This window comes from Qipengyuania pacifica (assembly GCF_019857205.1).
Lineage (GTDB): Bacteria > Pseudomonadota > Alphaproteobacteria > Sphingomonadales > Sphingomonadaceae > Qipengyuania > Qipengyuania pacifica.
Map to the genome: position 1 here is coordinate 1 of NZ_JAHWXO010000047.1, position 852 is coordinate 852.

The 852-nt window shown below is 61.2% G+C and carries 1 protein-coding gene; it reads right to left on the reverse strand.

Translation table 11 applies throughout. The features are described 5' to 3' along the window. Positions 1–16: 16 nt before the first annotated feature. Positions 17–774, reverse strand: a protein-coding gene (locus tag KYK83_RS17080; protein WP_222829101.1) for an IS5 family transposase whose coding sequence is annotated in 2 segments (ribosomal slippage) — positions 17–438 and positions 438–774 — 759 coding nt in all. Because the reading frame shifts where the segments join, the coding sequence is not laid out codon by codon here. Positions 775–852 lie beyond the last annotated feature (78 nt).

An 852-nucleotide genomic window follows, 5' to 3' on the forward strand; every position in this document is an offset into this window, starting at 1 on the left:
CTAGGGTGCGGACTCATTAGATCCACCATGTGACGAAGGCTGCGATGGCGATGGTAGCCATGAAGGTCTTGATGTTGCGGTCGAAGCGAGTGGCAACGCGGCGCCAGTCCTTGAAGCGGCAGAACATGCGCTCGACGACGTTGCGCTGGCGATAGATCTGGCGGTCGTGTTCGATCTGGACCTTGCGGTTGGACTTTGATGGGATAACCGGCGTGGTTCCGCGCTCGATCAGCCAGGAGCGCAAGGCGTTGCTATCGTAGCCCTTGTCGGCGACCAGATACTGCGAGGGCGGGACGGCATTGATCGTCTGGATTGCGACCTTGGCATCATGCGTGTTGCCCGGCGTCAGCAGGAGGACGTGCGGGCGACCTTTCTCGTCGCAGACGGCGTGGAGCTTGGTGTTTCTTCCGCCCTTGGTGACGCCGATACCATGAGCCAAGGCCCCCCTTTTGCGCCTCCGGCGGTGCGGTGGACCTTGATGCAGGAGCTGTCGATGAAGAGTTTGTCCGGCACACCGTCCACTCCGGCGAGCTGGGCGAAGATGCGCTCCCACACACCTCGCTCGGCCCAGCGCCGGAAACGGTTGTAGAGCGTCTTCTTCGGCCCGTAGACATACTCAGGGCAGTCTCCCCAGCGGCCACCGCTCTTCAGCGCATGGACGATCCCCGACAACACGCGCCTGTCATCGACCCTCGGCATCCCGCGTGTGTCGTTCGGCAGGAGCGGCTCGATCCGTGCCCATTGTTCATCCGTAAACCAGAAGAAATCCGCCATCCACTATGCCTCCTCGCTGGAGACAGTTGAATCATATCTCGATGCTGCTGTGAATCCCGTTTATGGGTCCGGACCCTA